Here is a 26052-nt window from a genome sequence, read left to right as displayed (position 1 = left end):
CATGACGGCAGGTTCGGCGCTGGCGAATCCCCTCGCGACCGGCCGCGCCGTGCTGTTCTCTGCCCTCGTCGCGGCCTGCGAGCCGGTCGAGGAGCTGACGGTCTCGCAATGGGCCGACCGCTTCCGGCACGTCTCGGCGGAATCGGGCTCGCCGTTCCCGGGCCTCTGGTCGACCGACCGGATGCCGCATCTGCGCGAGCCGATGGACTGCCTGCACCCGGATCATCCGGCGGCGAGCGTCACGCTCAAATGCTCGGCGCAGATCGGCAAGAGCGAGCTCATCGTGAACTGGTTCGGGTTCATCGTCGACCGGGCGCCCGGACCTATGATGACGATGCTGCCCTCGCTGGATGAGGCAATCAAGTTTAACCGCGTCAAGCTGCAGCCGACGATCGACGCGAGCCCACTGATCCGCCACCGCGTGCGGCCGGAGAACTCGCGGGACGAGGCAGCCTCGACCACCTCGTTCAAGCGCTTTTCGGGTGGGTTCAACCAGATCGTCACGGCCTCCTCGTCGAAGGGGCTGCAGATGGTCTCGATCCGCTACATGGCGCGTGACGAGATCTCGGAGTACCCGTTCGACACCGACGGCCGCGGTGACCCCGTCGGTCAGTCGAAGGCGCGCCTCAAGGCGTATTCGGGTCTCGGGTTGGCAAAGGAGCTCAACTGCTCGACGCCGGGGTTCGCAGGCCTGTGCCGGATCACGGTCCTGCACGACGAGGGCGACCGGCGCCGGCGCTACGTCCCTTGCCCCCATTGCGCGACCTACCAGGTGTTGACCCCGGCGAACCTGCAGGCGCCGAGTGCCGCCACGCAGGGTCGCGCGACCTTCTCGTGCCAGGCCTGCGGCTCGCTCATCGATCAGGTCGACCGGCCGGCGATGCTCGCGGCCGGACGCTGGATCCCGACCTGGGTTCCCGAGGGGACAGCGCCGGTGCCGGAGGTCATTCCGGCGGCCGAGATCGAGGTCTGGGTCTGCGACCCCTGCACGGGGCGCGTCGCCGGCCGGCAGCCGAGCTACGCGGTCTGGGCGGCCTACTCGCCGCTCGAGTCGTGGACCGACATCTGGAAGCGGGGCGAGGACGCCAAGGCCGCGCCGATCCTGATGAAGGCCCACGTCCAGCAGGACCTGGGGGAGGCCTATGAGGCGAAGTCCGATGCGCCGGCCTGGGAGAAGCTGCACGCGGCGCGCGAACCGTTCCCGCCGAGGATCGTGCCGTACCCGGCCGCCGTGCTCACCGGCTTCATCGACGTGCAGGGCAACCGCCTTGAATGGGGCGTATGGGCCTGGGGGCCGCGGCTCGAGGGCTGGCTGATTGATCGGGGCGTGATCCCGTTCCCGGCCGAGACCGACGAGGCCTGGGACGCGGTCGACGCGCTTCTGGCGCGGACCTATCCGACCCAGGGCGGTGGTGAGTTGCCGATCGACATCGTCGGCATGGACACGGGCTTTTCCGCACCGGACCTCTACCTGCGCATCCGCGGACGCTCCCTGCGGCTCAAGGCCTGCAAGGGCGCGAACAAGCCCGACGCGATCCCGCTCACCGCCGCGGTCGTGAAGATCCGCGACAAGACCGGGCGCGAGCGCGGCGCGGTCGAACTTCACCACATCGGCAATTTCGGTCTGAAGGGCCGGATCTACCAAGGCCTCGCGAACCTGGTCGCGGGCCGCGACGCCTCGGGACGGTTCAAGCCCGAGACGCTGCACCTGCCGGTCGACCTCGTCGACGAGGCGTACTGCCGACAGCTCACCGCCGAGATCCTGGTGGACCCGCGCGAGGAGGCGAAGGGCAAGTCGCGCCGCTCCCTCCACCAGCGCTCGGGCGACCAGCGTGTGTGGATGAAGAAGGCCGGTCAGGCGAACGAGGCGCTCGACATCGCGGTCGGCGCCCGTGCGCTCGCTTTCGGCCTCGGCGTCGACGGCTACAGCCCCCAGCGCTGGGCCGAGCTGTGGCGCGAGCGGGCGATCCGCCCGAGCGTGCCGGACCTGTTCAGCGGTGATGGCCCGGCCGCCCCTTCGCAGCCCGAACCAGAGGCGCCGGCCGCGGTCACGCCGCGAGCAACGCCGAAACTCTTCCCGTTGTCCCGGCGCCCTCCGGCGCCCTCCGGCGACACCGATCCACCACCCGACCACCTCGTCTCCGGCGGGCGGTCGGGCTTTCTCGGCCCGCGCACCGGACGCTGGCTCAGGCGCTGAGGACTGCTCCCATGGCCGACGTGCCCGCCTATTCGCCCGGCGACCTGGCGACGATCCGCCGGGCGATCGCCACGGGGGCGACCGAGGTGCGTTTCGCCGACGGGCGCCTGACCAAGTTCCGCTCCCTCGACGAGATGAAGCGGATCGAGGGCCTGATCCAGGCAGCCCAGCCCGGCGCGACAGCGCGGCCGACCCGCTACGCCGCGGGCGTGCGCTCGAACCTCGCATAGCCGCATGACGACGCCCACCCTGCTCGACAGGGCCATCGCCTACGTCGCGCCACGGACCGGCGCGGCGCGGCTCGCGGCCCGCGCCCGCATGGACGGGCTGACCCGCGCCACCGCCCTCTACGACGGGGCGGCGCGCACCCACCGCACTGCCGGGCGGCGGATCTCGACCTCGGACGCCAACGCCGAGATCCTCTATGCGCTTGGTCGCCTGCGCGACGTCAGCCGGGACTTCGGTCGCAACAACCCCTATGCGGCCCGCGCGGTCGCCGGCATTCCCTCGAACGTCGTCGGCTCCGGCATCATCCCCTCGGTCGCGAACACCAAGTCCCGGACCAAGAAGGCGCTGCAGGCGCTGATCAAGGACCACCTCGACACCACCGCGATCGATCTCGCCGGCCGCCACACCCTCTACGGGTTGCAGCTCCTGGTCATGCGCACCGTGGTCGAGAGCGGCGAGGCGCTGATCGTGCGCTACCGGCCGCCGGCCAGCCTGCGTCTGGCCGTGCCGCTCCAGGTTCGGGTGCTCGAGCCCGATTATCTCGATCCGAACCGGCATGGACCGCTCGCCAACGGAAACGTCTGCTTTCAGGGGATTGAGTTCGATAAGGCCGGTCGGCGCGTCGCCTACTGGCTCTATCCCGAGCACCCCTACGGCACGAGCTACCGCCGCGGCGTGACTTCGGCCCGCGTGCCGGCCGACGACGTGATCCACGTCTATAGGGTCGACCGGCCCGACCAGGCCCGCGGTATTCCGTGGGCGGCCCCGGTCGTCATGACCCTGTGGGATCTCGGCGAGTACGAGGACGCGGCGCTCCTGCGCGAGAAGATCGCCTCGTGCTTCGCCGTCTTCTGGATCGACCCGGAGGATGCGGGCGGGCAGGGGCAGGACAGCGGCCTGCGCAGCCCGGCGGGCAGCCCGGTCGACATGCTCGAGCCGGGCATGATCCAGCGGCTGACCGGCGGGACGGACGTGAAGTTCGCGCAGCCGCCGCAGAACGCCGGCTATCCTGACTTCACCCGCTCGGCCGTGCGCCGGATCGCAGTCGGCTACGGGGTACCCTATGACCTGATCTCGGGTGACCTCAGCCAAGAGAACTTCTCGGGCGGGCGCCGCGGCTGGCTGGAGTTCCAGCGCAGCATCGATGTCTGGCGCTGGCACATGCTGATTCCGCACGCCTGCGTCGGGATCGGGCGGTGGTTCCTGGAGGCCGCCAGCATCCCGCTCAACGGTCCGGTGCGAGCGCACCTCGAATGGACGCCCCCGCGGCGCGAGATGATCAAGCCGTCCGAGGAGATCGCTGCCGCGCGCGACGCGATCCGGTCCGGCCTGTCGTCGCGCTCGGAGGAGCAGAGGAAGCTCGGCTTCGATCCGGAGGTGCTCGACGCGGAGATCCGCGCCGACAACGATCGGGCCGACGCCGAGGGCTTGAAGCTCGATTCGGACGGCCGCTTCCCGATGAACGCGGCCAAGGCCGTCCCGACATCCGAGGCCGCACCGGCCGCCCCCGAGGATAGCCCCGATGGAACGCGCCAGCCTCCTCGTTAACAACGAGCTCCTGCTCTACGGCGACGTGGGTGATCCCTGGGGGTGGGGCGACGGCTTCACGGTCTCGGACGTCGCCGCGGCGCTTGCCGAGCATGGGCCGGAGCCCCTCACCGTGCGGCTCAATTCCGGCGGCGGCATCGCCTTCGACGGGGTGGCGATCTACTCGCTCCTCCTCGCCCATCCGGCCGCGGTCACGGTAATCGTCGACGGCATCGCGGCCTCGGCCGCCTCGCTGATCCTGATGGCCGGTGCTGCGCGGCAGATCCGCGACGGCGCCATGGTGATGATCCACGACGCGGCGAGCGTCACCTGGGGCACCACCGCCGACCACCAGCACAGCGCGCTCGTCCTCGACAAGCTCTCCGACCAGTACGCCGGCATTTACGCCGCGCGGGCCGGGATGGAGCGTCAGGCCGCCCGTGACCTGATGAGAACCGAAACCTGGTTCACGGCCTCCGAGGCCGTGACCCGGGGCTTGTGCACCGGGACGCTCACCGACGCGCCCGCCCCCACCGCCGCTTTCGACTACTGGGTCTACGCGCATGCCCCGAGCGGGCTTCCGACCCGGTCCCGCCCCCAGGCCGCCCACGCGGCTTCCCGTAGCCCGGCCGGAGATCCGCCCGTGACCGACAAGACCCAGACGGCCCCTGCTCCCCCGACCGCCGCCGCCCAGGCGGCGAAGGCCTGGGCCGCCGACTTCTACGCCGGTGCCGAGAGCGCCGGCCTGCCGCTCTCCTCGCTTCTCGCGATCGTAGCGAGCGCCGAGACGGCAGAGGCCGCGCAGTCCGGCCTCGTCGCAGCGGTCGCCGCCAAGGCTGCGCCGGCGCCCGAACCCGAGGCCCCGCCCGCCGCGCCGAAGGCCTGGGCGCACCAGTTCTTCGCAGCGGCCGAGAAGTCCGGCCTCGGCCTCGCGGTGCTCAACGGCATCGTCGCCAAGGCGACCTCGCTCGATGGCGCCAAGGACGCGCTGATCGACGCCATGGCGTCCGGCCAGTCCCCGAACCTGCCGGCTCCGAATGCCGGTCACGTCGGCGGAGGTTCGCCGGCCAAGGACGACAAGGCGGCCGGGATCCTCGCCTCCTACCGCAAGGCCGGCGGGCGCACCCGCGGCGACGCTCGGCCCGAGGGCTGATCCTCCGCCTCTCCCCGGCGCCCCGCGGCGCCGCACCCCCTTCGTGACAGACGAGGCGCCGCCATGGCCCTGAACGAGACCAACGCCTACGTTCCCGAGCACCTCATCACCGGCACGATGCCGGTTTATTCCGAGCCGGAGACCTACGCCTCCGGGGCGCTGGTCGCCGCCCTGTCGGTGGTCGGGCGGATCACCGCGACCGGCAAGCTCAAGCTTGCGGTCAAGACCGCCACCGACGGCTCGCAGAAGCCGGTCGGGATCGCCGTCCAGGCGGTCGACGCGAGTGCCACGGACACCGTCGGTCCCACCTACAAGGCGGGCGTGTTCGACCCCGCCATGCTCGTGATCGACCCGAGCTTCTCGGCCGAGGACGTGCGGATCGCCTTCGGGGGCTCGCCGCTGTCCCTGCGCAGCCCGCTCGTGCTGCCGACCTACTGACCGCTTCGCGGGATTGACCCCCGCCCGCCGCCCGCCCGACGGGCTTGACCCCCCGCATCCTGCCTTTCCCATCGGAGTCCGTCGTCATGACCCTGGTCTATGACACCCACACGCTCGCCCGCGTCATGGACGAGCGCGTCGACACCCCCTCGACCTTCCTCCTCGACCAGTTCTTCCCGCAGGCGCAGAACTTCGACACCGAGTCGATCGATTTCGACCTGATCAAGACCGGCCGCAAGCTCGCCCCGTTCGTGCACCCGGACGCGTCGGCCAAGCCCTCGACCTCCGGCGGCTACATCACGAAGTCGTTCAAGCCGGCGAACGTGAAGCTCCTCGAGGTGGTGAAGCCGGGTCGCGCGATGAAGCGCATGGCCGGCGAGCGCTACTCGGGCGAGATGAGCCCGGTCGAGCGCATGGACGCCGTGATGGTCGACGTGCTCGCCGCCCAGGAGCGCGCCTTCCTGTTCCGGCTCGAGTGGATGGCCGCGCAGGCGCTGCGTTTCGGCAAGGTGACGGTCCAGGGCGAGGACTATCCGACCCAGGTCGTCGACTACGAGCGCGACCCCTCGCTTACGGTGAACTTGACCGGCGGGCAGCGCTGGGGGCAGACCGGCGTGAAGGTGCTCGACAGCGTCGAGACTTGGGCGCAGTCGGTTCAGGACAAGTGCGGCGTCGCTCCGGTACAGGTCACGCTCGGCGGCGGCGCCTGGAAGCTGGCGCGGGCCGACGACGACTTCCGCAAGGTGCTCGACATCCGGCGCCAGGCCTCGGGCAATGTCGAGCTCGGGCCGATCCGTCCCGACGACGTCTCCCGTGCCCGCTACGTGGGGTCGGTCGGCGACTTCGAGTTCTGGGTCTATCAGCAGAGCTTCGAGAACGCCGACGGCACCTCGGCCCGCTTCATCGACGATTACAACGTCATCATGGGCTCGCCCGCGATCGAGGGTGTGCGCGCCTTTGGGGCGATCCAGGACGTCACCGCGCTCGTCCCGATGGAGATCTTCCGCAAGGTCTACGACACCGAGAACCCGAGCCGGCGCAACGCCTACTCGGAATCGGCCCCGCTCGTGGTGCCGAGCCGCGTCAACGCGAGCTTCTGCGCCAAGGTGAACTGAGCCGATGGCCTCGCCGTTTGAGGCTGCTATGGCGGCGGCTGACGCCGTCATCACCGGCTACTTCGGCGAGGCCGTGCTCCTCTCGCCCTGGATCAAGCCCGGTCCCGGTCGGGGCGAGATGACCCCGCCAGGCGCCGACCCGTCTCGCCCGCCGCGCGAGGTCCGGGGCGTGTTCACGCTCCACCCCGCCGCCGACACGCTGCAGGGCGTGCGCCGTGGCACCGAGCTCAACGGGATGACCCGGACGAGTGTCGGGGTGGCAGAGCTCTGGATTGAGCCGGCGGTGCTGGCCTCAATTCCCTACGCGGTCAGGGTCGGCGACCGGATCACGCTCACCGACCAGCCCGGCACCCCGTCCTACGAGATTGTGCGGGCCGAGCCCACCGACCTCGCCGAGGGCAAGTTCCCGCTCGTCACCATCAAGTTCTGAGCACCAATCCATGAGCCTCACGGGCCTCGCGATCCGCACCTGCCTCAAGCGGGCGCTCCTCGGGGCGACGCTGGCTGATGACCGGGTCTACGATTCGAACGTGACGCCGCTCGACCAACTCGCGAGCGACGGGGCGCTGCCGCTCCTTGTCGTCTACGTCGACGACGACGTGCGCCAGCCGGATCCCAGGACGCCGCGCATCCGCACGCGACAGGTCGACCTCGTGATTGAGATGGTGCTCGCCGGCTCCGTCGTGATCGAGGAGGGGACGGCCACCGTCACCGTGCCGCACACCGATGCCGGCATGGAGGCGACCCTCGACATCATGGCTTGGCAGGTCCGGGCGGCATTGAGGGACCCGACCTCGCCGTGGTCCGAGCTCTACCGGGCTTTCCGGGGCGAGGTGAAGATGATCACGACGCGCCGCGGCGCGTCGACCGACAAGGGCGTGCGGTTCGCCGCCCGCCAGATCATCGTCACGGTCGACCCGCTCCAGGAGCCGGAGCGGGGCCGGGACGCGATCCCTGCGCCGTGGGATGCACTGGTGTCGCGGATGCGGGGCGATCCGGAACTGACGCTCTACGGCGACCTCCTTGCCGCGCTCCTGACCGGCGACACCCTGCCACCCTGGCAGGCGATGCAGCGCCGTCTCGGCCAGACCCGGGCCGCACTGGACGCGGTGGGCCTTGGCGCGCTCCCCGGGGGCGAGGCCGAGCCACGGATCGCGCGGATCACCGTGCAGACGGCGCGAGGCGACCTCGTCGTCTATCGGGAGCAAAGCCCATGAGCGACCTCGCCGACCTCCTTGACGCCGTGCTCCGAATCGAACGGCGCATCGGCGCGCTCGAAACCCGCGTCACCAACATGATCCGCCCCGGTCCGGTGGTCGAGCGCGACCACGAAAAGGGGGTGCGGATCGACCTCGGCGGCGGTGCGGACGGGAAGCCGAACCTGTCGGACTGGATCAAGCCATCCGACGCCTCAGGGGTCACGAGCTACCTTCCTGGCAAGGGCGAGCAGGGCCTGTTGATCGCCTCGAACGGCGATCAACAACAGGGCATCTATGTCGCGCTGACCCATTCCGACGCGAAGAAGAACCCGGCGCCCGACGGCGACACGACGGTGCATTTCAATCGTGACGGCCAGAACCACCGCGTCAAGCAAGGCAAGGTGACGGATCAGGCCGACAAGTCGCACCGGCGTTTCGTCGGCGACGACCCGGGCGAGGGCAACCTCGAGCACATGCTCAACAAGCAGCTCGCCGGCCTGCGCGCGGCTGTGACCCAGAACGCGCACACCATCGCGGGCCTGCACGACGCGACCTCGAAGCTCCGCCAGGTGCTGCAATTCCGCAACCCCGAGGTGATGGCTCTGATCCCACTCCTCAACGGCGACGCCTCCAGCCTCGAGGCGGCCGTGAAAGGCGTGACGGGCAAGTTACAGAGCTATCTCGGGTCGGCCGTGCAGATGGCCGTGGCGAAGCTCCAGACCTCGTTTCTCGACGGCCTGACGGGCATCATCATGGGCGCGATGAACGGCCAGATCGGCGGGCTGATCGGCCAGGTCGCGAACCTGGTCGAGACCGGAGACCTCGACGCCGCGACGCAGGCGGTCGCCTCTTCCGTCGTCGGCGAGCTGCAGGGGCTCGCGGCTCAGGCGACGGGCGGCGTCACGGCCGAGATCGAGAGCCGGCTCGGCCAATTGGAAGGGTTGCTGGCCGGCACGCCGGCGGCCGGTGCGCTCGGTGATCTGCGCGCGCAGATCACCGGCGCGCTCGGCGATGTCGTGCGGACGATGGGCGGCCTGGGCGACATGCTCGACGGCCAGGTTGCTCTCACCAAGGGCGTGACGAAGTCGTACAAGCTGGGATCTGAATAACATGACGAAATCTCTCTACCGCGTCACGGGTGCGGCGCCCGCGCATGTGCACGGCCTGCGGCTCGCGACCGACGAGCTGGTGCACGCCGATCCCGCGGCGGTGCGCTACGAGGTCGACCTCGGATACCTCGAGCCGACCACGATCGAGGCCGAGGCGCGACCGCTCGCCGGCCTCAGCGAGGCGGGGCGTGCCACCCTGCCTCGCCTGGAGCCGCTCGGCGACGGTCAGGCCGAGTACGCGACCGGCCTCGCCGGGCCCCGCGAGAGCGCCGGCAGCGATGTGGTGATGGTTGCGGTTCCGATGGAGCCGGACGGCGAGGGCGGCTTCACCGGCGAGCTGACCGAAGCCGGCCTCGAGCCCCCGCCCGAAGCCTGACGCAATGGCGTCCTGCGGCCTCGACCGCGAGACCGGGCAGCCGCTCTTCGATCTCGCCCACGTCGCACAGTGCGTCGAGATGATTTATGCGACCCGCCTCGGCAGCACGATCATGCTGCGCCACTTCGGCGGCGGCCTCGCCGAGCTGTTCGGGCGCCGCATCACGCCGCGCCTGGTCGGCCTCTACCGCATGCTGCTCGCCCTCGCGATCACGCTGTGGGAGCCGCGTCTCAAGGTGGCGCGGGTCTACCTGCCGGGCCCGAACGAGCCCGGCGGCAACACGGTCGACGCCCTGACCCTCGGCCAGCTCCGGTTCGTCGTCCTCGCCTACTACCGGCCCCGCGGGCACCTCGGCGACCTGACGATCGAGGGCGGCGAGCGGCGCCTCCTGGTCGCCGGCGGTGACGGCCGGCTGACCGTCTCCGTCGCCTCGTAAATCTCCAGGAACCCGCCCGTGGCCGTGTCCCGCCGCTTCGCCGACATCGACCTGTCGCGCCTGCCGGACCTTCCGGCTCCGCTTGGCTTCGATCCGGTCTACGCCGCCCGCATGGCGGACGTCGCTGCGCGGCTCAACGCCGCCGGCATCCCCTACGATGTCACGAACCTCAAGACCGACACGGTCGCCATCATCCAGAGGGCGGGGGCCTACCGCGAGGTACTGGTCTATGCCGCGCAGGATGACGCGACCCGCGCCGTGCTGCTCGCGACGTCGTGGGGCCACTACCTCGACCACCTCGGGGCGACGCAACTGCCGCCGGTCAAGCGGTTGCCCCTCGTCGCGACCCCTCGCCCTTACGTGTTCGGCACCGATGCGGCGTCCGATTGGGAGCCGGATCCGGACTTCCGCGCCCGGATCCAGCTCGCCCCGGAGTCGCTCTCCACCTGTGGCCCCGAAGGCGCTTATCTCAGCTTCGCCCTCGGCGTGCCTGGCGTGCGGGCGGCGGCCTGCTACGGCCCGATGTCGTTCGGTGGGACCTACACGGCGCCGTTCACGCCCCTCGGCCACGTGCGGGTGCCGATCGTCGCCGACGCCGGCGATGGCACGGCCTCGCCCGACCTGGTCGCGGCGGTGCAGGCGGAGCTTGGCGCGGGGACGCGGCGGCCGATCGCCGATTTCCTGACCGTCTCGGCGGCCGAGATTGTGCCCTATCGGATCGAGGCGGTGCTCACCGTCGGTGGCGGCGCCGATCGCAGCGTCGTCCAGGCAGCGGCCGAGGCGCGGCTCGCCGCGCAGGCCAAGCGCCAGCGTCGGCCCGGCGCCGCGCAGCTGCTCCAGATGCTCTATGGCGCGTCCTACGTGCCGGATGCCAGCGGCGCGATCATCGTCGAGCAGGTCGCGCTCCTCTCGCCCTTGGCGGACGTCAACGGTGCGCTGCCCACGCCTGCGGCTCCGGCGTCCGCCTACAGGGCGCCTTCCTGCACCGAAATCGTGGTTCGGGTGGAGGTCGGGGATGGCTGATCCGGTCGCGCGCCCGAACCTCCTCGACGATCCGACGCCGCGGGAGCGGGCCCACGTCGACACCGACGGGCGACTCGACGACCGCGCCGCCGAGTCGCTGGCCCTCATCGACCTCAAGGACCCGGCTCGTGTCCCATACGCCTACCTGCCCCACCTCGCGTGGGAGCGGTCGGTGGATGTGTGGGATCGGGCCTGGCCCGAGGAAATCCAGCGGGCGGTGATCGCCGCGGCGCCAACCGTTCACCGCCTCAAGGGCACGCGGGCTTCGGTCGAGGCCACGCTCGGCGCCCTTGGGATGAGGACGCAGATCCTTGAGTGGTGGCAGCAATCGCCGCAAGGCGCGCCCTATACGTACCGGGTCACGGCATTCGCGACCCTGCGGTACGTGCGGGCCGGGCCGCTCATCACCCGGGAGCTGACGCAGTCCGCGATCAACGCGGTGCGCGCGTCGTCTCCGCTGTCGCGGGCTTTCGAGTTTCGCATCGGGGTCGAATTGGAGCGCCCGACCGGCGCGGCCGTCGCCGGCTCAGCCTACAATCTGACGACCCCGGGCGTGTGCGCGCGGGCACTCAAGCGCCCGGACGCGCGATCTGCTGCGGCGGTTGCCGGCTTGGCCTTCGGATTGACCGCCCCCTATGCCCGCGCGCGCGCCGCGACGAGGGTCTCGACCCCTTTGTGCGGCACGTTCGCCGGGCGGGCATTCACGCTCACCCCCGCGCGCGCTGCGGCCCGGCCGGTGACGGCTACGGGCACCGCCTCGGCCGCGGCCGTGGCCGGCTACGCCTGTGCGCTGGCGTCGGCCGCGGTCCCCGCAAGGGCCCTCACGGGCACATCCGCCCAAGCCGGCGCGCGAGCGGCCGGACGGGGCGTCGTCTTCGTCACCGCGCGCATGGATGCAACGTAAATGCCTGATCGTCTTCTCCCGGCCCGCATCACGCGGGCGGGGCTCGCCTCGGCGCTGAAGGCGTCGAACAGCGGTCTCAAGGTCAATCTGACGCAAATCGGGATCGGGCGCGGCGTTGCCGTCTCGGGCGGCACCACCGGCTACACCCCGACGGCGGGCGAGACATCTCTTGTCTCGGAGTTCGGCCGCTACCTCGTCGGCGGCACCGAATACATCGCGCCTAACGAGGCGGTCGTCTCAGCCTACTGCGACGGCTCGGCCGAGGGCTGGATCAACGAAGTGGCGTTTTTCTGCGACGACGGCACGATGTTCGCGCTGTGGTCGGAGCCGAATGCACCGCTCGCCTACAAGACGGCGAATGTCGGCGTCGCCGTCGCTTTCACGCTCGGTTTCTCCGAGCTTCCGGCCAATCTCATTCAATTCATCGTCGGCGCTCCGAATATTTCGATCAGCGTCGTCGGACCGTTCTCGAATATCGTTCGCGCCGTTGCTCAGTTGCAGCGTGAAAACATCAACACCGCCGGCTTGCAGCAGATGGCGATCATCAACGCCGCGGCGAACGCGGTCTGAGGAAAATGGGAAAAGATCATGGCCGTTCAAGACGATCTCGCCGCCGCGCTTTCCGCCATCGCCAACGCGACGGCCACCCTCAACTCTATCAGCGGGCAGGCGACCGGCGCCATCAATCAGGTGACTGCCGTCTATGCCGCGCGCCTCGCGAACCTGAGCGCGAGCTTCTATATCAATCAGGTCAGCGGGTCCGATGCCAACCCCGGAACTCAGGCTGCGCCGCTGCGGACCATCCCGGCAGCCATCGCCAAGGTTCCGATCGGCGGGACATGCTATATCGCCCTCGCGTCCGATTATTCGACCGACGGTTTCGTCACCGTCAGGGGTCGTTATGTCGCCATCTCGTCGGACAGCAGTGTTCAGCGCACGATAACGTTCGGGCGCGGTCTTGATGCATCGGTCTCACCGAGTGCTCGCGTCCTGTATGGGTTTCGCCTCGCGGGCATCTCCGGTCTGATGTTCCAAAATATTAACCTCGTGATGCCGTCGCTCGACGGCTTCTCGCAGTACCAAGACCTAAACAGCGCAACGATGTTCTGTCCGGCTTCTTTTGCCGAGATGGGACCGACGCAGATTTCCCTTAACGCAAGCGCGATCACGATCCCCACCAATCCCTTCGGCGCGCTCTTGCTCGACAACTGGCCCGTTGCCTTCCACGCGAGCGGCGTGGCGCTCCCGGGGGCGGTGACGTCGCTCAACGGCCGCGTCCTCAAGGGGGTCACCGCCGTCGGCGGCACGTCGTCGACGACGATCCCTTACCTCGTGACGACCCTCGCGACCATCTGAGCCCGCCCGTCCTCGTGACCGCAGCCCGGTCGGGTTGCGGCAAGGGTTTTTGCCATGGAAATTGTTGTTCCCCATCTCGTTCACGGCGGCGTCGGCTACGTCAATGCCTCGCCCGCCTCCCTCATGGCGAGCGGCGTGCCGGAGTCGGTCGTCCTCGGCGCGGTCAAGCCGGCCCTGCGGAAGGCGGTCGACGAGTTGGCCGAGACCGCCCGCCTCGCTCTCATCACGGCGGGCGTGGGGCAGGCAATGGAATACGACCAGACGCGCCGCGAGGCGGTGGCGGCCCTCGCCGCCGGGGCTGCCGGCAAGCCGATCGCCGCCGACGCCTACCCGATGCTCGCCGCCTCCCTCGGGATCGACGTCGACCCGCAGACCGGAACTGTCGCGACGGACGTGCTCGGCGTCGCGCGCGGCGTCATGGCGGCGCGCGATGGATGGGTCGAGGCCGGCGCTGTCATCCGCCGGGCGCGCCTCACCACCAAGGCCGCGATCGACGCCGCCGTGACCTTCGATCAGGCGGCGCGTGCCGTCGCCTCCGCGGCCTGGCCGATCCCGCGGGCCTGATCCTGCTCGCCCGGATCGTCCGGGCGTCCCCTGCCAAGTCCTCTCGCAAGGCCGCCCCTCCCGGGCGGCCTTTTTCGTTGGAGCGCCGTCCCGTGACCTCTCCCACCCTCGGCTATATCGGTAACCGCCCCGCAGACGATCCGGTCGTCGTCGCGGGCGCGGATTTCTCCAAGGTGGTGATGATCTCCACCTCCGCGGATGCAGACCCGGCCGTCTTCCCGCTCAATGTCCCGGTGCGGTTCGCGTCGACCGATGCGACCTACCTGGCGAAGCTCGGCACCGGCTACCTCTACGACGCCGTCCTGCTGCTCAACGCGCAGCTCAAGGGAATGGCGGCTGACCTGATGGTCATTCGCGTCGCCGAGAGCACCTCGACGACGCCGGCGACGAAGCTGTCCGAGACGCTCGCCAACGTCGTCGGCGATCCGGCGCAGAAGACCGGCATCTACGCGGCTCTGACCTGCGCCCAAGTCTGCAAGGCGGTCCCGGGCCTCTTCCTCGTCCCGGGCTACGATGCGCCGCAGCCCGGCGGTCCGACCGTCGCCAACCCGGTCCTCGCGGCCCTGCCGGCGGTCCTCGACGCGCTCCAGGCCTTCGCCCCGGTCAACGTCTCGCCCGCCTCGCTCGCCGCCGCGGTCGCCGCCCGCGGCACCCTGTCGTCGATGCGGATGATGCCGGTCGGGATCGCGGTGCGGGCGTTCAAGCAGGTGGGCGGCGTTTCGGTGCTGACCACCATGCCGGCGAGCCCGATCGTCGCCGGCCTCTTCGTGCGCAAGGACAATGCGCTCGGCGGACGGCCGTTCGACACGATCTGCGGCGAGCCGGTCTATGGCATCTCCGACATCTCGCGCCCGATCGCGTTCTCGATGACCGACGGCGCGACCGAGGGGCAGCAGATGCTCGCCGCCGACGTCTCGATCATCGTGCGTGGCGAGAGCGCCGACCGCAACGCGATCGCCGAGGGCGGCTTCATCTTCCTCGGGTGGGAGACCTGCGACACCTCCGGGGACTGGACGCAAGCCCATCAGGTCCGGGGCCAGGACTACATCGACGCCGAGGAACAGGCGATCACCCGGAAATACGTCGGCAAGCGCATCACGCCGCGCCTGGTCGAGTCGTGGCTCGGTTCGCTCGACAACGCGATGCTCGACCACACCCGCAACGATCCGCCCGACATCCTCGGCTACAAGATCGTATTCGCCAAGCCCCTCAACTCGGCCAATGCGGTCGAGGCCGGGATGCTGCGCATCCAGAGCTACATCCAGCAGGCCCCGATCTTCCTCGTCGCCCAGAACGACGTGCGCAAGTTCCGCCCGGCGCTCGAGGCGCTGGTCGCGGCGGTCTCCGCCAATACTGGGCCGATGACCGCGACGGTCTGAGCCCTGCCGGCCCGCGCCGCGGATCGGCGCGGGCACCCCCTCATCCGATCAGGAGTGCCCGGACGTGGCTCAGGATATCCTCATCATCGAAGAGGTCGACGTTCGGCGCGTCGACGACCCGGACGACACCCGCGTGTTCACCATCAACAAGATGGGACTGCCGGCGCTCAAGCGAAAGAACGCCGAGCATACGGCGGGCGGCGGCATCGGAACGGTGAATTTCGCGCTGCCGATGGCCGATGCGTTCGAGCCGAAATTCAGCGTTAAGGGCCTCGATCTCGACGTTCTGCTGAAGTTCGGCTTCACCGCCGGCACGAACGACAAGTGGACGTTTGCGTCGTCCCTGCGCAACAAGAAGACGAACCTGCTGATCCCGGTGCGTGCAACGATCCACGGCATCCTGTCGAACTGGTCGCCGGGCGAGCACACGCCCGGTGAGCTGCTCGACTGCGACCACGAGATGACCGAGGTCTACTACTACAAGCTCGTGGTCGGTACGCAGCGCATCTTCGAGTGGGACTTCTACGGCCGCAAGTGGTGGCACGGCGACGTCGACATCTTCGCCGAGTACCGCGGCGCGCTCGGCGTCTGATCCCTCTCACGGGCGGCGGCGCCTCACGCCCGCCGCCGCCACCCCTCTCCGGACCGATCCAATGGACTTTCCTTCCCTCATTCGCGATTTCGAGCCGGTCTCGAAAGCCGAGGTGGCGGCGGCCGAGGCGGCGGCGATGCCGCTCTCGCTGGCCGAGACTGCGCCAGCTGCGGCCCTGCGGGCGCGCCCCGAAGGGTGGAAGCCCCGGCGCCGCAAGGCCGCGCCTGTGCCTAAGCCGGCGCCGGCTCCGGGGTTTGCCACCTCGGCCGCCCCTCCCACCGCTCCGGAGCCGGCCCCACCGATCTTCACACCAGGCCGGCCGCGCTCGATCGAGTTCCCCCTCGACTGGCCGATCGACTACGGCGGGCGGACCTGGGGCGTGATCGTGCTGCGCCGCCCGGACGCGGCGGAGATCGGCGCCTATTTCGACGCGCTCGCCGAGGGTGCCCGGATCCCGCTGCCGGTGTTCTTCACCCCCGAGGGCGATCCCGTGCCCTTTGCGGTGATCGACAAGCTCGACGCCGACGACGACGACCGGATCATGGGGCGCCTCACGGATTTTTTGCCCGACCGCTTGCTGCGCGCGTTCGCGGCGGCGAGCGCCCCGTCTTCGACCCCGCCCTCTGGCGGGACTACCGCGCCGACATCCTTGACCTGATCGGCGGCACCCGGGCCGAGCTCGATTGCATGCCGTGGGACGAGTTCTGCCGCGAGTGGCTGGCGGCGCACCGACGCGCCGCCCGCTGATCCCCTCCCGCCCGTGAGAGCACCCCGCCATGGCGAGCAAGACCGCCTCCCTGCTCATCCGGCTCACCGACGACGTGTCGGGGCCGGCCGCGAAGGCGGCGGGCGCGCTCAAGGGCCTGTCCGGCGCCGGTCAGGGCCTGTCGAAGCTCGCCGCGGCTGCGCCCGAGGTCGGCAGGCTCGCGCGCGAACTCGACCATCTGTCGAGCACCTCGGGCAAGATCGGCGATTTCAGGGCGGCGAGCCGTGGCCTCGACGGGCTCGGCCAGCGCCTGCGCCAGGCGCAAGCGGAGGTGAAGCGCACGGCGGCCGCGCTCGCCGCGGCCCCGCCGGCGAATTTCGGCGAGGGCTACCAGAACCCGACTGTCCGCCGCGCCATGCGGGGCGAGATCGCGGCGGCCAAGGCAGCGCGCCGTGAGGCGGAGCGCCTGCACGCGCAGGCGCAGCGCCGCCTTGCCGGCGTGCGGGGCGAGTTTGTCGAGCACGGCCAGGCCGTGCGGGCGATGCGGCAGGAGTTGCTTGGCGCCGGCGTGCCGGTGCAGCAGCTCGCGCGCGCCGAGTCCGATCTCAAAGCCAGGATCGTCGAGACCACCCGCGCGCTCGAGGCGCAGGCCCGCGTCGCCGACCAGGCCGGCATCCGCGACCGGATCGCCGCCATCCGTGCCCGGGCCGAGGCCGGCCGCGAGGCCGCGGCCGTGCGGGCGCGGACCGTGGTCGCCGCCGCCCGCGCGCCGCGTCTCGCGGTCGATGCGCCGACGCCGGCGCGCGGTGCCCTGGCCGAGCGCCTGGCGCCGCTGCTGGCCGAGCGCAAGCGCCTGGCGGCGCTGTTCCACGCGGTGCAGGATGTCGACGCCGCCACGGCCGGCCACGCTCCGGCGCTGGCCGACTACCGCAAGAGCCTCGCCGAGGTGCGCCGCCTGCGCGCCGCGCTCCTGTCGGCCGAAGGTCCGGCCGAGGCGCTGGCCGCGCAGCTCGCGCATGCGCAGGGCGCGGCCGTGCGGGCGGGCGAAGCGTTTCGGGCGCAAGGGTCGGCCGTGCGGGTTGCTCGTGCCGCGCTCGCCGAGGCCGGCATCCCGCTCGGCCAGGTCCGGACGCAGGAGGTCCAGCTCCGCTCCGCGATCGAGGGCGTCAACACCGCGCTCGCGCGCCAGCCCGGGCTCATGGCCGCCGCCGCGGCCCGGGCCGAGGCGCTGACGCGCGCGACCCGCGGTCTGGCCGCCGGCATGGCCGAGGCGGGCCGCAAGCAGCTCGCGCAGACCGAGGCGAGCCGGCGGATGATCGCCGGCATGTCGGCCCCGGCACGGGCGGCGCGGGCGGACGCTGCCGCGCGCGACCGGGCGGACCTTGCCGCGACCTATGCCGCCGGGCGGCGCTACCAGACCGGCAGCCTCGCAGGCGGCGCGCCCCGCGAGGGCGTCGACATCCTCGACGCGATGGCCGGCGCTGGCGCGGCCGGTCTCGCCCGCAAGACCTATGAGAAGGCCCGCGACGGCTATCTCGAGATGGACGAGGCGACGCGCCGGCAGCGCGCGATCCTCGGTATCGACGAGGCGGCACAGAAGCCGCTGGCGCAACAGGCGCTCCAGATCGGCCAGGAGACCCGGTTCTCGAACGCCGACGTCGTCAAGGCGCAGACCCGGATCGGCTCCGGCCTCCCGGCGCACCTGAAGACCCCGGATGTGCTGCGCGCCATCACGGCGAATTCCCGTGATTACGCCCTCGCCATGGGCACCACCATGGACGAGGCCTCGGGGGCTCTGCTCGGCCGCATGCTTGGCATGAGCTACGACATGTCGAGCCCGGAGGCGGCGGCGAAGTCCGCCAAGCACGCGGCGAACCGCCTGGTGCAGTTCGCCAAGTCGTCGGGCGCCGACCACAATGACGTCGTCGGCTACACCAAGTTCGGCGCCGCTCCCGGCCAGGTCGGGGGCTTCTCCGAAGAGTACGCCGACGCGCTCGCCGCGCAGCTCCGGCGCATTGGCTACGAAGGGTCGATGGCCGGCAACTTCGTGCGGGCGGCCGCCACCAAGCTCGCGGTTCCGACCGACAAGGGTCGGGCCGTCATGGCGGCGAACGACATCGACCACGATGACTACGTCGAGCCGAGCAAGCGGATGTCCGCCGATGGCCTCGACAACGTCATTCGCCTGAAGTTCGGCAAGAGCCTCAACGCCTCGCAGTTGAAGCGCATCGCCGACCTGATGAATGACGAGGACGTGGTCGGCTCGCGCGAGGAATTCGTGCCACAAGTCTCGTCTGTCCTGCAAGAGACGCTGGCGAAGAAAGGCAAGAACGGCAAGGTCAACGCGCAGGATGCGGGCAAGATCGCCAAGGCGGTCAACGAGTACATGTCGGCCACCTCCGGCGCGGTCGATATCGAGCGCCTGATGTCGGATATCCTCGCCAAGGGGCTGACGCCCGCGATGGCGAAATACCTGTTCGGGCAGGAGCACGGCGGTCGCGCACAGGGTCTCAAGGTCGACCAGCTGCGCAAGGATCAGGAGTCATTCCGCAATACACCGAATGACCGCGCCTCGAAGGTGGGCGAGGACATCAACAAGGGGTTCTACGGCGCTTATCAGCGCATGATCGGCTCGTTCGAGACGCTGTACATGCGTATTGGGCAGGTCAATGATGGTCCGCTGACGGCGTTCTACGACAAGCTCGGCAACGCGGTCGACGCGGTGTCGGGCATGCCGGACCAGTCCCTTGCCTTCGGGACGCAGGTGGGCGCGGTGGTGGCCGGGCTCCTCTCGCTCAAGGGCGTGCTCGCCACCATCAGCCTGTTCGGCGTCGAGGCGGCGGGCAAGCTGTCGGCGCTCCTATCTCGCCTCGGGATTTGGGGCGCGGCGGCGACGGCCGGCGTGATGGCCGGCCAGGCTGCGGGCGAGGCCCTGAACGAGGTCGGGGCGATCGCCGCCGGCAAGCACTGGACGCCCAAGTATGAGGACGACCTCGTCGAGGCCCGCACGCTTCGCGATGAGAAGCGGGCTCAAGCCGACGCGGCCGAGGCCCGGGTGCATCCCTCGCGCCGGGGCGATTTCAACCCGGAGGTCGATCGGCTGCGGCGCGAGGTCCAGGATCTCGACAACCGCATCCGGTCGGGTGAGGAGGTCAAGCGCGCGGGGCTGAAAATCTCCGAGGCGGCACGCGAGGCGCAGGATGCGCGCAAGGCGGACGCGGCACAGCCCGCGCCGCCGGCCGCGCCCGTTGCTCCCCGGGTTGCGGCCATCGTCGCGCCGCCGCCTGTCCCGCCGGAGGCGCCGCGCCCGGAGGGTACGGTTGTTCCGGCGGTCCGGCCGTCCCTGCCTCCCGAGCGGCCGCCGGAGCTGGTGCCGCGCGCCATGGCGCCGGCGCCGGTTGCTCCGGTGCCGACTGTCCCCACCCCGGTCCCGCCCAATCCCCGGGTCGCGGATGTCGTTGCACCGCCGCCTGTCCCGCCCGAGCCCCCCCGCCCGGTCGCGACACCTGCCCCGGCGCCTCCGATGCCTCCGGTGCGTCCGCCGGAACTCGGCGCCGAGGCGGCCCTCGCGGCGTCGGCCGCGCTCGCGACCTACCGGGCCGAGCTGGACGGGATCGAGCGGCGGCTCGCCGGTCTCCGGGCCTCTGGCGAGGCGGCGTTCTCGCCCGACCTCGCCGGGCTGGACTCACGCAAGGCCGAGATTCTGGCGGCGATCGAGGAAATCGAGGCGAAGCTCGGGGCGCTCAAGCCCATCGCATTCGAGGTCACGGTGCCCGACCTCGCACCGGTGGTCACGGCCGGGGCCGAGGGCGGCAGACAGGCCGGCGTCAGCACCGGGCAGGGTGTCGCCGAGGGGATCGAGCAATCCTCGCCGCAGGCGCTCGAGCAGGGCCGCACCCTGTTCGAGCGCCTGAAGAGCCTGTTTCAGGGCGGGATCGACGTCCCGATCAACCTCAACGTCGAGGGCGGGTCGGGCGGCGGCGTCCACAGGGCGTCGTGGGTGTCGCTGCCGCCCGAGACTCGGTCCTCGTTCGCGCGGGCAGCGGCGCGGGTCGGCGGCGGCGGGGCTCAGGCCGGCCGCGGTGCCGCAGGCCCTGCCCCCGCCGGCGGCGGCGCGGTGTCCCCGCGTTCGACCCCTGCCGGCGCCGGCGCTCCGCCCGACGGCAGTGTGCAGGCGCGGGCCGCCGCGATGTACGACGCCCTGAGGGGTCAGGGGTTCGGCCACCTCCACGCCTCGGCTCTGCTGGGGCACCAGATGGAGGAGTCGACCATGAACCCCGCCGCCTGGAACCCCGAGGAGGGGGCCGGCGGCACGATCCAGTGGCGGCTCGATCGCTTCCCAGGCCTCCAGCGGCATGCCCGGGAGCAGGGCCGCGACTGGCGCGATCCGGTCGCGCAGGCCTCCTGGATCAGGCGGGAGATGGCGACGAGCGAGGCCCGGTCCGGCCAGAGGTTCCTGTCGGCCGGCAGCCTCGAGGAGATGAGCGCGGCGCTCAAGGGGTACGTCCGGTACGGGTCGAACACGGCGGCCGACCGGCTCGGGCACGCGCGCACGTTCGAGCGGCTGTTCCGCGGGCGTCAGCCCGGGGAGGCATCTGCAACCGCGAAGGCTCCTCCGGCGAAGCCCGCGATCCCCGGCATGATGCCAGGGGCCGAGCGGGTCAATCCTGGCTATGGCAGGGGACTGCACCAGGGCGGCACCGGGCTGTCGCGCTATTCGGACGACGACTTGATCGCCATGAAGGCGCGTCAGGACGCGATCGAGCGGGCGAGGGTTGCGGCCGGGGCGGTCGTTGGTTCGGATCTTGCGGCTTCCGCGGGAGTCGCTGCGGCTCCTGCTCCGGCGGCACCTCCGGCCCCCGCGGCAGATGCAGCGCCTCCGGCTCCGGCCGCCGCGCCGGCACCTGCAGCGGATCCGGCTCCCGCCCGGATGCAAGAGCGCACCGTGGAGAGGCCGGCGCCTCCGACGCCGCCCGCCCCGGTGCCGGTTGCAGTCGAGGTCGGGGCACGAACCGAGCGTGTGTCGGACCGAGGGGCGGAACGCCCGGCCGCTCCGCCCCGCACCGTGCTCGCGCCTGGCGCAATCTCGCCCGAGGCGGCTGCCGCGGCGCTCGCCCGGATCCAGGCGCGCTATCCCGCTCCGGTCGCAGTGTCGAACCCAGGGGGGGGCGCTCCGGTTCGAACGCCGATCCCCATGGCGCCCCTTGTCCCCGCGCCGGCTTCCGTTCCGATCGCCTCAGGCCCAGCCGGCCCCGTGCCGGTCGCGATTCGAGTGGAGCGGGAGGTGGAGCAGCCGGCGGCCCGGGCTCCGGAGCGCCCGACTGCGCCAGCCCCGGCCGGTCCCGTCCCGGTCCCGGTTCGAGTGGAGCGGGAGGGGGAGCGCCCGGCTGCTCGGACACCGGCCGGTCCCTTGCCGGTCGCGGTTCGGGTCGAGCGGGAGGTGGAGCGGCCAGCAGTCCGGCCTTCGGATCGCCCGGCTGCTCGGACGCCGGCTGGTCCTGTGCCGGTTGTGGTCCGGGTCGAGCGGGAAGCGGAGAGGTCAGCGGTCCGGGCTCCGGAGCGTCCGGCTTCTCCGGCCCCGGCCGGCTCTGTGCCGGTCGTGGTCCGGGTTGAGCCGCAAGTGGAGCAGCCGGCGGCCCAAGCTCCGGAGCGCCCAACTGCGCCGGCCCCGGCCAGACCCGTGCCGGACCCGGTCCGGGTCGTTCCGCAGGTGGAGCAGCCGGCACCCCGGGTCTCCGAGCGTCCGCCCGTCAGGCCGCGAGCCGTGCTCGCGCCCGGCGCGATCTCGCCGGAGGTCGCGGCTGCGGCGCTCGCCCGGGTGCGGGCGCGGGATCCCGGGCCGGCCGCGGTTCCGCCGCGGGCAGTGCCGGCTGTTCCCGCCGCGCCCCTGCCCGCACCGACCGCGGTCCCGGGCCTGACCCGGCCCGCCCCGGGGATGACGCCCTCGGGCGTGCCGGCGATCGCGCCGAAGGGCGACGGCTCCGGCCTGAGCCCGATCGGCGCGGCCGTCGACGCGGTCCAGGCCAAGCTGACCGCCCTGAGCACGCTGAGCGTCCGCCCGACCGGCGACGCGAGCGGCCTGGCGGCGATCACGGCAGGAGCCAATGCCGCCGCAGCTGCGCTGCAGCGGGTCATCAGCCTGTCGGGGCAAGCCAACGCGGCGATCGCCGCCGTCAACGCCGCTCCAGCCGGGGGCGGCACACCGGTCCGGGGCGACGACGGCTCCGGGTCGACCGGGCGGGTGCGCCAGGCACTCGCCAACAACTACGCCTGACGAATGAGGGTGAGGGGCAATGCTCTATCAGGTAGGACCACTCACCCTCGACACGTTTCCGGCCTCGGTCACTGGGGTCGAGCGCGAGGACGGCCAGGACTACGCCAAGCACGATCTGATCAATGCGGCGCGGGCCTACGAACACGAGGGGCCGGGTGATGACACCCTGACCTTGCGTGGCGAGGTGATGCCGTTCCACATCGGCGGCCTGGGCGAGATCGAGTTCGCGCGCGCGCTCAAGAACTCGGGCCGGCCGCAATACGTGATGCGCGGCGATGGCGCGGTGCTCGGCTGGTACGTCATCACGGCCCTGCGCGACGTCCACGACGGCGAGATCGCCCCGAACGGCGTCGGCTACAAGGTCAAGTACGAGATCAAGCTGGAGGCCTGCGGCGGCGCCGACGAGGCGACCGGCGCGGGCCTCGTCGCGACCCTCCTCAGCCTGTTCGGGTGATCCGCATGCCTGACACCGTCACGGTCGAGGACGTGCACCTGCCCCTCGATCTCTTGCTCTGGCGGCGGCACGGCCAGGCCGGCAACTCCAGCGACATGTTGAGTGCGGCGCTCGCCGCCAACCGGGGGCTCGCCGCCCGCGGGCCGGAGCTGCCGCTTCTCGCCTCCGTCGTCATCCCCGACCTGCCGGCGGCCGCGCCCGCGCGCCGCGTCGTGAGTCTGTTCGACTAGCCGATCATGAGACTGCCATGGTGCTGTACACGTCGTGGGCTGTCTCGGTCGCCGGCCGGCCGGTGACCGACCAGATGAACCCCTACATCGAATCGATCGAGACGACCGACAAGGCGGGCGAAAGCGGAGACACCGCCACGCTCGTCTTCGACGATACCGACGGCCAATGCCTGCTGCCGCCGAAAGGCGCGTCAATCTCGATCAGTCTGCAGGGCGTGCCGGTGTTCCGTGGCGTGGTCGACCAACCCGAATCCTCGGGCGCACGCGGCTCGGGCATGCAGCTCACCGTGTCGTGCACCTCCCACGACAAGCGCTCGAAGATCAAGGAGCGTCAGCAGAAGCACAAGGACGATGCGACGTTAGGCGAATTCCTCGAGATGGCGGCGAAGACCGCGGGAATTGATAGCGTCAAGATCGATCCTGCGTTCAAGTCGATCAAGCGAAAATACTGGTCGACGGAGGGGCGCAGCTTCCTGCAGCTCGGTCAGGAACTGGCGGATGAGCTCGGCGCCACGTTCAAGGTGCAGGGGCGAACGGCCGTCTTCGCCAAGCGCGGCGGGGGTGCCACACCGGGCGGCGGCACCATGGGGACGGTGCGGGCAGTGCGCGGCCAGAACCTCGAAACCTGGCGCCTCCAGCCCTACGAGAGCCGGCCGCGGTTCAGGCGCGTGCGGGTGCGCTGGTACGACCGCAAGGCGGCCAAGTGGAAGACAAAGGACGTCGACATCGGCTCGGCCGACGGCCTCGACGTCACCGACCTCCTGGGCAGCCCGCGCGCCGACGAGGACCAGGCCGGCACAGCGGCCGAGGGGAGCAAGACGTCGGCCGAGCGCGAGGGCGGCTCGGGTGAAGTCACCCTCCTCCTCGCCCCCGAGGCCCGCGCCGAGGGCACATGCGTCGTCAGCGGCGTGCGTGCCGGGATCGACGGTACCTATCGGATCGAGACCGTAACCCACACGGTCACGCGCAAGGGCGCCACGACGCGCCTGTCGGTCAAGCAGCCGCAGGGCGAGGCCGGCAGCGACACGCGCAAGGCGCAGTAACGCCCGCTGTCCGCACGGCGGCGCATTCGGTGGCCGGCACGGCGTCGTCCACCCCACCGACGTCGGCGCGGCCGGCGGCGGCACCAGCCCTGACAACCTGGAGAGACTCATGACCGCGACGACGTTCGAGCGGGCGCTTGCGCTCGTCCTTACACACGAGGGCGGGTGGTCGGACGATCCGGCCGACCCGGGAGGGGCCACCAACCTTGGGGTGACGATCGGCACCTTGAGCCTGCATCTCGGCCGGCCGGCGACGAAGGGAGAGGTGCGCGCGCTGACACCGGCGACCGTCGCTCCGATCTACCGGCGCCGATTCTGGGACGCGATCCAGGGCGACGCGCTGCCGGCCGGGCTGGACTACGCCCTGTTCGACTTCGCGGTGAACAGCGGCCCGCGCCGCGCGGTGATTGGGCTGCAGCGGGCGCTCGGGATCGCCGATGACGGCCGGCTTGGGCCGCTGACGCTGGCGGCCTTGGCCGGCCGGGACGTGTCGGCGCTGGTGAATGCCCTATGCGACGGGCGGCTGACGTTCCTGCGGGCGCTGTCGACCTGGCCGCGCTTCGGCCGCGGCTGGGGCCGGCGGGTCGAGGAGGTGCGGGCCGCCGCCCTCGGCATGGCCTCCGCTCCGCCGAGCCTGCCGGCTGCAATGGCGAAGTGCCAGGTCTGCGGAAAGCCGCTCGCGGCCTGAGCCGCCAGACCTCTCGGGCCACCCGAGGTCCGAGCGCGGAATCCCGAGCGTCGGCGGTATCCGGCGCCCCATCAGGATCGGACCCCCATGAATCAGGAACAGGTCATCACGCTGCTGCGCACCCTGCTGCAGTTCGGCGGCGGCATCGCCGTCGGCCGCGGCTGGATCGATGCCGATACCGCGACCGCGCTCACCGGCGCCCTGGTGACGATCGTCGTCACCGTGTGGGGCCTTTACGTCCGGCGCAATGCCGGCCTGATCGCCTCGGCCGACAAGGTCGCCGCCAAGGCGGTCTGATGTTCTCCGCCCGGGCAGGCTGCCGCGCCCGGGCGCCTCACACACCATCGCCGGACCGCACCGGCGGCCGGCCATCAAGGGGCCATCATGCCGCCGTCAGACCTCTCCGCCCTCGCGCTGCTGCTCGAGAAGATGCGCGGGGAATTCAATGAGAAGCTGGCCCGGGTCGAGGGGCGACAGGAGGCCCTGGTCCAGGCCGATGCCGCCGCCCAGAAGGCCGCCGACCATCGCCACGCCAACGTCATGCAGGCGTGCTCGGCGTTCGTGCCGCGCGGCGAGATCGAGAAGGACAATGCGGCCCGCGACACCCGCACCGCCGCCCTCGAGGTGCGGATCGAGGGGCGCCTCGGCATCGTCGAGAAGCGGCTGTGGGGCGCCCTGATCGGCGTCGCGGCCGCGCTCGCTGGCGCCATCCTCTCGGCCCTCAACATCCATCTCAAGCCGTGAACAGTTGCTCCCGAACCGGACCGCGGGAGAGGACCTGATTATGTCCTGAGCGAAACCTACGCGAGCTTGGTCCAGATGCCGGCGATGTTGGCGGTGATCAGACTTCGATTCGGGCTGCTGCACACCTATGTCGATGGCGCTGGCTAGGCGGCAGCCCCGCAAATGACTGAAAGCGATCTCGCATATTCGCTCCGATGGGTAATGCCGGGCAAGTTGGTCCCCGTAGCCCGGCCACCTCATTAGGTCACAGTCAAACATGCCCCCGATTTTTGTTATGATTAATGTCGCTAAGTAGATTTACTGCAGAATTTTCCTTC

The 26052-nt window shown here is 70.9% G+C and carries 26 protein-coding genes; all 26 read left to right on the top strand.

Going from position 1 to position 26052, the window contains the following annotated elements; all coding sequences use genetic code 11:
- The first annotated feature begins 1 nt into the window (after window position 1).
- The 26 genes from AC3AOF_RS10290 to AC3AOF_RS10165 all read left to right on the top strand — a co-directional run bounded on the left by AC3AOF_RS10290 (window position 2) and on the right by AC3AOF_RS10165 (window position 25735).
- Entirely contained in the window at window positions 2-2197 is a 2196-nt protein-coding gene (locus AC3AOF_RS10290; RefSeq protein ID WP_488348447.1) for a phage terminase large subunit family protein, read from the top strand.
- An 11-nt stretch (window positions 2198-2208) separates the two neighbouring features.
- Complete coding sequence (locus AC3AOF_RS10285; protein WP_488348446.1) at window positions 2209-2427, top strand: phage head-tail joining protein; 219 nt, start codon at window positions 2209-2211, stop codon at window positions 2425-2427.
- Between the two features lie 4 nt (window positions 2428-2431).
- Window positions 2432-3973, top strand: coding sequence for a phage portal protein (locus AC3AOF_RS10280; protein ID WP_488348445.1), 1542 nt, complete (start codon window positions 2432-2434; stop codon window positions 3971-3973).
- The gene (locus AC3AOF_RS10275; RefSeq protein WP_488348444.1) at window positions 3948-5105 is read left to right on the top strand and encodes a head maturation protease, ClpP-related; all 1158 of its coding nucleotides are present in this window, start codon (window positions 3948-3950) and stop codon (window positions 5103-5105) included. Before AC3AOF_RS10280 ends, AC3AOF_RS10275 begins: the two co-directional genes overlap by 26 nt.
- A 63-nt stretch (window positions 5106-5168) precedes the next feature.
- A complete protein-coding gene (locus tag AC3AOF_RS10270; RefSeq protein WP_488348443.1) occupies window positions 5169-5543 on the top strand; it encodes a head decoration protein in 375 nt (124 codons plus the stop codon).
- Between the two features lie 86 nt (window positions 5544-5629).
- Complete coding sequence (locus AC3AOF_RS10265) at window positions 5630-6658, top strand: major capsid protein (protein ID WP_488348442.1); 1029 nt, start codon at window positions 5630-5632, stop codon at window positions 6656-6658.
- Window positions 6659-6686: 28 nt separating this feature from the next.
- Window positions 6687-7088 (top strand): hypothetical protein, encoded by a 402-nt coding sequence (locus tag AC3AOF_RS10260; protein WP_488348441.1) that lies wholly within the window; start codon window positions 6687-6689, stop codon window positions 7086-7088.
- Window positions 7089-7098: 10 nt separating this feature from the next.
- Complete coding sequence (locus AC3AOF_RS10255; protein ID WP_488348440.1) at window positions 7099-7875, top strand: hypothetical protein; 777 nt, start codon at window positions 7099-7101, stop codon at window positions 7873-7875.
- On the top strand, window positions 7872-8966 hold the full coding sequence (locus AC3AOF_RS10250; protein ID WP_488348439.1) for a hypothetical protein: 1095 nt from the start codon (window positions 7872-7874) through the stop codon (window positions 8964-8966). The genes AC3AOF_RS10255 and AC3AOF_RS10250 overlap by 4 nt, the downstream gene beginning before the upstream one ends.
- Window position 8967: 1 nt before the next feature.
- The gene (locus AC3AOF_RS10245; RefSeq protein ID WP_488348438.1) at window positions 8968-9342 is read left to right on the top strand and encodes a hypothetical protein; all 375 of its coding nucleotides are present in this window, start codon (window positions 8968-8970) and stop codon (window positions 9340-9342) included.
- 4 nt (window positions 9343-9346) lie between these two features.
- Window positions 9347-9778, top strand: a complete 432-nt coding sequence (locus AC3AOF_RS10240; protein ID WP_488348437.1) for a GPW/gp25 family protein — start codon at window positions 9347-9349, stop codon at window positions 9776-9778.
- Between the two features lie 18 nt (window positions 9779-9796).
- Window positions 9797-10801 carry a baseplate assembly protein gene (locus AC3AOF_RS10235; RefSeq protein WP_488348436.1) on the top strand — a complete coding sequence of 335 codons (1005 nt, stop codon included), beginning with the start codon at window positions 9797-9799 and terminating at the stop codon, window positions 10799-10801.
- Window positions 10794-11705, top strand: a complete 912-nt coding sequence (locus AC3AOF_RS10230) for a phage tail protein I (protein WP_488348435.1) — start codon at window positions 10794-10796, stop codon at window positions 11703-11705. Before AC3AOF_RS10235 ends, AC3AOF_RS10230 begins: the two co-directional genes overlap by 8 nt.
- Window positions 11706-12275 carry a phage tail-collar fiber domain-containing protein gene (locus AC3AOF_RS10225; RefSeq protein ID WP_488348434.1) on the top strand — a complete coding sequence of 190 codons (570 nt, stop codon included), beginning with the start codon at window positions 11706-11708 and terminating at the stop codon, window positions 12273-12275.
- An 18-nt stretch (window positions 12276-12293) separates the two neighbouring features.
- A complete protein-coding gene (locus AC3AOF_RS10220) occupies window positions 12294-13061 on the top strand; it encodes a hypothetical protein (RefSeq protein ID WP_488348433.1) in 768 nt (255 codons plus the stop codon).
- A 54-nt stretch (window positions 13062-13115) separates the two neighbouring features.
- Window positions 13116-13625, top strand: a complete 510-nt coding sequence (locus AC3AOF_RS10215; RefSeq protein WP_488348432.1) for a hypothetical protein — start codon at window positions 13116-13118, stop codon at window positions 13623-13625.
- Between the two features lie 92 nt (window positions 13626-13717).
- Window positions 13718-15004, top strand: coding sequence for a phage tail sheath protein (locus AC3AOF_RS10210; protein ID WP_488348431.1), 1287 nt, complete (start codon window positions 13718-13720; stop codon window positions 15002-15004).
- A gap of 64 nt (window positions 15005-15068) precedes the next feature.
- A complete protein-coding gene (locus tag AC3AOF_RS10205) occupies window positions 15069-15596 on the top strand; it encodes a phage major tail tube protein (protein ID WP_488348430.1) in 528 nt (175 codons plus the stop codon).
- 61 nt (window positions 15597-15657) lie between these two features.
- On the top strand, window positions 15658-16254 hold the full coding sequence (locus AC3AOF_RS10200; protein WP_488348429.1) for a phage tail assembly protein: 597 nt from the start codon (window positions 15658-15660) through the stop codon (window positions 16252-16254).
- A gap of 118 nt (window positions 16255-16372) precedes the next feature.
- The gene (locus AC3AOF_RS10195; protein ID WP_488348428.1) at window positions 16373-22576 is read left to right on the top strand and encodes a phage tail tape measure protein; all 6204 of its coding nucleotides are present in this window, start codon (window positions 16373-16375) and stop codon (window positions 22574-22576) included.
- Window positions 22577-22595: 19 nt separating this feature from the next.
- Entirely contained in the window at window positions 22596-23030 is a 435-nt protein-coding gene (locus tag AC3AOF_RS10190) for a phage tail protein (protein ID WP_488348427.1), read from the top strand.
- Window positions 23031-23035: 5 nt separating this feature from the next.
- Window positions 23036-23260 carry a tail protein X gene (locus AC3AOF_RS10185; protein WP_488348426.1) on the top strand — a complete coding sequence of 75 codons (225 nt, stop codon included), beginning with the start codon at window positions 23036-23038 and terminating at the stop codon, window positions 23258-23260.
- A gap of 17 nt (window positions 23261-23277) precedes the next feature.
- Entirely contained in the window at window positions 23278-24303 is a 1026-nt protein-coding gene (locus tag AC3AOF_RS10180) for a phage late control D family protein (RefSeq protein WP_488348425.1), read from the top strand.
- Window positions 24304-24412: 109 nt separating this feature from the next.
- Window positions 24413-24991, top strand: coding sequence for a glycoside hydrolase family 108 protein (locus tag AC3AOF_RS10175; RefSeq protein ID WP_488348424.1), 579 nt, complete (start codon window positions 24413-24415; stop codon window positions 24989-24991).
- Between the two features lie 87 nt (window positions 24992-25078).
- Complete coding sequence (locus tag AC3AOF_RS10170) at window positions 25079-25288, top strand: Pam3-gp28 family putative phage holin (RefSeq protein ID WP_488348423.1); 210 nt, start codon at window positions 25079-25081, stop codon at window positions 25286-25288.
- Between the two features lie 87 nt (window positions 25289-25375).
- Window positions 25376-25735 carry a hypothetical protein gene (locus AC3AOF_RS10165; RefSeq protein ID WP_488348422.1) on the top strand — a complete coding sequence of 120 codons (360 nt, stop codon included), beginning with the start codon at window positions 25376-25378 and terminating at the stop codon, window positions 25733-25735.
- The last annotated feature ends 317 nt before the right edge of the window (window positions 25736-26052 follow it).

The sequence above is a fragment of the Methylobacterium sp. 142-1Y genome (genome assembly GCF_057747795.1).
This window is presented reverse-complemented; position numbering and strand designations above follow the sequence as displayed.

Bases quoted from the DNA above. Each gene is read 5' to 3' on its own strand.
- AC3AOF_RS10290 (WP_488348447.1), top strand. From the start codon at position 2: ATGACGGCAGGTTCGGCGCTGGCGAATCCCCTCGCGACCGGCCGCGCC.
- AC3AOF_RS10285 (WP_488348446.1), top strand. From the start codon at position 2,209: ATGGCCGACGTGCCCGCCTATTCGCCCGGCGACCTGGCGACGATCCGC.
- AC3AOF_RS10280 (WP_488348445.1), top strand. From the start codon at position 2,432: ATGACGACGCCCACCCTGCTCGACAGGGCCATCGCCTACGTCGCGCCA.
- AC3AOF_RS10275 (WP_488348444.1), top strand. From the start codon at position 3,948: ATGGAACGCGCCAGCCTCCTCGTTAACAACGAGCTCCTGCTCTACGGC.
- AC3AOF_RS10270 (WP_488348443.1), top strand. From the start codon at position 5,169: ATGGCCCTGAACGAGACCAACGCCTACGTTCCCGAGCACCTCATCACC.
- AC3AOF_RS10265 (WP_488348442.1), top strand. From the start codon at position 5,630: ATGACCCTGGTCTATGACACCCACACGCTCGCCCGCGTCATGGACGAG.
- AC3AOF_RS10260 (WP_488348441.1), top strand. From the start codon at position 6,687: ATGGCGGCGGCTGACGCCGTCATCACCGGCTACTTCGGCGAGGCCGTG.
- AC3AOF_RS10255 (WP_488348440.1), top strand. From the start codon at position 7,099: ATGAGCCTCACGGGCCTCGCGATCCGCACCTGCCTCAAGCGGGCGCTC.
- AC3AOF_RS10250 (WP_488348439.1), top strand. From the start codon at position 7,872: ATGAGCGACCTCGCCGACCTCCTTGACGCCGTGCTCCGAATCGAACGG.
- AC3AOF_RS10245 (WP_488348438.1), top strand. From the start codon at position 8,968: ATGACGAAATCTCTCTACCGCGTCACGGGTGCGGCGCCCGCGCATGTG.
- AC3AOF_RS10240 (WP_488348437.1), top strand. From the start codon at position 9,347: ATGGCGTCCTGCGGCCTCGACCGCGAGACCGGGCAGCCGCTCTTCGAT.
- AC3AOF_RS10230 (WP_488348435.1), top strand. From the start codon at position 10,794: ATGGCTGATCCGGTCGCGCGCCCGAACCTCCTCGACGATCCGACGCCG.
- AC3AOF_RS10225 (WP_488348434.1), top strand. From the start codon at position 11,706: ATGCCTGATCGTCTTCTCCCGGCCCGCATCACGCGGGCGGGGCTCGCC.
- AC3AOF_RS10220 (WP_488348433.1), top strand. From the start codon at position 12,294: ATGGCCGTTCAAGACGATCTCGCCGCCGCGCTTTCCGCCATCGCCAAC.
- AC3AOF_RS10215 (WP_488348432.1), top strand. From the start codon at position 13,116: ATGGAAATTGTTGTTCCCCATCTCGTTCACGGCGGCGTCGGCTACGTC.
- AC3AOF_RS10200 (WP_488348429.1), top strand. From the start codon at position 15,658: ATGGACTTTCCTTCCCTCATTCGCGATTTCGAGCCGGTCTCGAAAGCC.
- AC3AOF_RS10195 (WP_488348428.1), top strand. From the start codon at position 16,373: ATGGCGAGCAAGACCGCCTCCCTGCTCATCCGGCTCACCGACGACGTG.
- AC3AOF_RS10190 (WP_488348427.1), top strand. From the start codon at position 22,596: ATGCTCTATCAGGTAGGACCACTCACCCTCGACACGTTTCCGGCCTCG.
- AC3AOF_RS10185 (WP_488348426.1), top strand. From the start codon at position 23,036: ATGCCTGACACCGTCACGGTCGAGGACGTGCACCTGCCCCTCGATCTC.
- AC3AOF_RS10180 (WP_488348425.1), top strand. From the start codon at position 23,278: ATGGTGCTGTACACGTCGTGGGCTGTCTCGGTCGCCGGCCGGCCGGTG.
- AC3AOF_RS10175 (WP_488348424.1), top strand. From the start codon at position 24,413: ATGACCGCGACGACGTTCGAGCGGGCGCTTGCGCTCGTCCTTACACAC.
- AC3AOF_RS10170 (WP_488348423.1), top strand. From the start codon at position 25,079: ATGAATCAGGAACAGGTCATCACGCTGCTGCGCACCCTGCTGCAGTTC.
- AC3AOF_RS10165 (WP_488348422.1), top strand. From the start codon at position 25,376: ATGCCGCCGTCAGACCTCTCCGCCCTCGCGCTGCTGCTCGAGAAGATG.